This is a genomic window from Pseudomonas sp. 39004, assembly GCF_028682155.1.
GTDB lineage: Bacteria > Pseudomonadota > Gammaproteobacteria > Pseudomonadales > Pseudomonadaceae > Aquipseudomonas > Aquipseudomonas capeferrum.
On the sequence record NZ_JANIAG010000297.1, the window covers coordinates 1 to 3,608 of the forward strand.

Annotated in this window: 1 protein-coding gene; it reads right to left on the reverse strand. The window is 59.1% G+C overall.

The features are described 5' to 3' along the window. Positions 1-3,608 (reverse strand): immunoglobulin-like domain-containing protein (locus NP534_RS26220; RefSeq protein WP_337994337.1); only part of this gene is annotated, 3,608 nt, incomplete at both ends.

Consider the following 3,608-nt stretch of genomic DNA (forward strand, 5'->3'; position numbering starts at 1 on the left):
CCGAGGCTGATTTCGCCAGCGTCCTTGTAGACGTCGTCGCCTTGCGCATCGTGGCTGTACGGCGCGCTTGTTTCGCCAGCCTTGATGGTCACAACTTCGTTGTTGCTCAGGGTCACGACCAGGTCGTGCGCCAACGCGGTGTTGATGTGAACGGTGAAGGTCGGCTTCACGTTCTCTGCGACCGAGACCTGGTCAGCAGTGATGGTGACTTTGACCACGTCGCCTTCGTTGCCTGGGGTACCCGGCTCGTCGGTCACAGTAGTGCTGACCGGCGTCTTGTCCAGAACCAGGTTTTCGAACTTCCAAGCATCAGCGCCGCTGACTGCTTGCAGGCTCTGCTCTACCGGCGCGTTGGTCCCAACGTAAACGTTGTCAGACGCAGTCACGGTCGTGAAACCGCTGGTGCTGTCGGCCGGCACAGTGATGACCGTTTTGCCGTCACTCAGGGTGAAGTACAACGGTGCATGGTTGTCGATCGGCAGACCGTCTTTGTTGGTCAAGGTGACGGTGTAGGTGATCTCGCCACCTTCGGTGACCGAAGGGGTAGCGGTCAGCTTGGCGATGACATCGTCGGTGGTGTCGGTGACTTTGACCGATGCCGCCTCGCCCAACTGCAGGTTCTCGAAGGCACGGCCATCGATGTCTGCTGCCGATTTGATACCCAGGCTGATTTCACCGGCGTCCTTATAGACGTCGTCGCCCTGCGCATCGTGGGTGTAAGGCTCGCTCGAAGTCTCACCAGCCTTGATGGTGACCTGAGCGTTGTTGCTCAGGGTCACGACCAAGTCGTGCGCCAGGGCGGTATTGATGTGAACGGTGAAGGTCGGCTTCACGTTCTCTGCGACCGAGACCTGGTCAGCAGTGATGGTGACTTTGACCACGTCGCCTTCGTTGCCTGGGGTGCCCGGCTCGTCGGTCACAGTAGTGCTGACCGGCGTCTTGTCCAGAACCAGGTTTTCGAACTTCCAAGCATCAGCGCCGCTGACTGCTTGCAGGCTCTGCTCTACCGGCGCGTTGGTCCCAACGTAAACGTTGTCAGGCGCAGTCACGGTGGTGAAACCGCTGGTGCTGTTGGCCGGCACAGTGATGACCGTTTTGCCGTCACTCAGGGTGAAGTACAACGGTGCATGGTTGTCGATCGGCAGACCGTCTTTGTTGGTCAGGGTGACGGTGTAGGTGATCTCGCCACCTTCGGTCACCGAAGGGGTAGCGGTCAGCTTGGCGACGACATCGTCGGTGGTGTCGGTGACTTTGACCGATGCCGCCTCGCCCAGCTGCAGGTTCTCGAAGGCACGGCCATCGATGTCTGCTGCCGACTTGATACCCAGGCTGATTTCACCGGCGTCTTTGTAGACGTCGTCGCCCTGCGCGTCGTGGGTGTAAGGTTCGCTGCTGGTTTCACCAGCCTTGATGGTGACCTGAGCATTGTTGCTCAGGGTCACGACCAGGTCGTGCGCCAGGGCAGTGTTGATGTGCACGGTGAAGGTCGGTTTGACGTTTTCCGCAACCGAGACCTGGTCAGCAGTGATGGTGACTTTGACCACGTCGCCTTCGTTGCCTGGGGTACCCGGCTCGTCGGTGACCGTAGTGCTGACCGGGGTCTTGTCCAGAACCAGGTTCTCGAACTTCCAAGCATCAGCGCCGCTGACTGCTTGCAGGCTCTGCTCTACCGGTGCGTTGGTGCCGACGTAGACGTTGTCCGGTGCAGTCACGGTAGTGAAACCGCTGGTGCTGTTGGCCGGTACGGTGATGACCGTTTTGCCGTCACTCAGGGTGAAGTACAACGGCGCGTGGTTGTCGATCGGCAGACCATCTTTGTTGGTCAGCGTAACGGTGTAAGTGATCGCACCACCTTCGGTCACCGAAGGGGTAGCGGTCAGCTTGGCGATGACATCGTCGGTGGTATCGGTGACTTTAACCGACGCGGCATCACCCAGTTGCAGGTTCTCGAAGACACGGCCATCGACATCGACGGCGGACTTGATACCCAGGCTGATTTCGCCGGCGTCTTTGTAAACGTCGTCGCCTTGCGCATCGTGGCTATACGGTGCGCTGGTTTCGCCAGCCTTGATGGTCACAACTTCGTTGTTGCTCAGGGTCACGACAAGGTCGTGGTCCAGGGCAGCGTTGATGTGGACGGTGAAGGTCGGTTTAATGTTCTCGGCGACCGAAACCTGATCGGCCGTGATGGTGACCTTGATCAGATCGCCTTCGTTGCCTGGGGTACCTGGCTCGTCGGTGACAGCGGTGCTGACCGGGGTTTTGTCCAGTACCAGGTTCTCGAACTTGCCAACATCGGCGCCATCAACCGAAGCGATCGACTTGATCACTGGGTCGTTGGTGCCGGTGTAAACGTTGTCCGGAGCAGTGACAGTCACGAAGCCCGAGGTGCCATTGGCTGGCACGGTGATCACGGTGGTGCCGTCGCTCAGAGTGAAGGTCAGGGCCGAATGTTTATCGATCGGCAGACCATCTTTGTTGGTCAGGGTGATGGTGTAAGTAATTGCACCACCTTCGGTGACCGAAGGTGTGGCGGTCAGTTTGGCCACCACGTCGTCAGTAGTGTCAGTCACTTTGACCGACGCCGCGTCGCCCAACTGCAGGTTCTCGAAGGCGCGGCCATCGATGTCTGCTGCCGACTTGATACCCAGGCTGATTTCACCAGCGTCCTTGTAGACGTCGTCGCCTTGCGCGTCGTGGCTATACGGCGCACTGGTTTCGCCCGCCTTGATGGTGACGGTGGCGTTGTTGCTCAGGGTCACGACCAAGTCGTGAGCTAGGGCGGTATTGATGTGGACGGTGAAGGTCGGTTTAACGTTTTCCGCGACCGAAACCTGGTCCGCAGTAATCGTGACTTTAACCAGATCGCCTTCGTTGCCTGGAGTACCCGGCTCGTCGGTGACAGCGGTGCTGACCGGAGTCTTGTCCAGAACCAGGTTCTCGAACTTGCCGACATCGGCGCCATCAACCGACGCGATCGACTTGATCACTGGGTCGTTGGTGCCGGTGTAGACGTTGTCCGGCGCGGTAACGGTGACGAAACCGCTGGTGCTGTTGGCCGGCACGGTGATGACCGTCGTGCCATCGCTCAGGGTGAAGGTCAGGGCCGAGTGTTTATCGATCGGCAAACCGTCTTTGTTGGTCAGGCTGATGGTGTAGGTGATCGCACCGCCTTCGGTGACCGAAGGCGTTGCAGTCAGCTTCGCCACCACGTCGTCAGTGGTATCGGTGACTTTGACCGATGCTGCCTCACCCAACTGCAGGTTTTCGAAGGCACGGCCATCGACATCGACGGCGGACTTGATGCCCAGGCTGATTTCGCCAGCATCTTTGTAGACGTCGTCGCCCTGTGCAGCGTGGCTGTAAGGCGCGCTGGTTTCGCCAGCCTTGATGGTCACAACTTCATTGTTGCTCAAGGTCACGACAAGGTCGTGGTCCAGGGCAGCGTTGATGTGGACGGTGAAGGTCGGTTTGACGTTCTCGGCAACCGAGACCTGATCGGCGGTGATGGTGACCTTGACCAGATCGCCTTCGTTGCCCGGAGTACCTGGCTCGTCGGTGACAGCGGTGCTGACCGGAGTCTTGTCCAGAACCAGGTTCTCGAACTT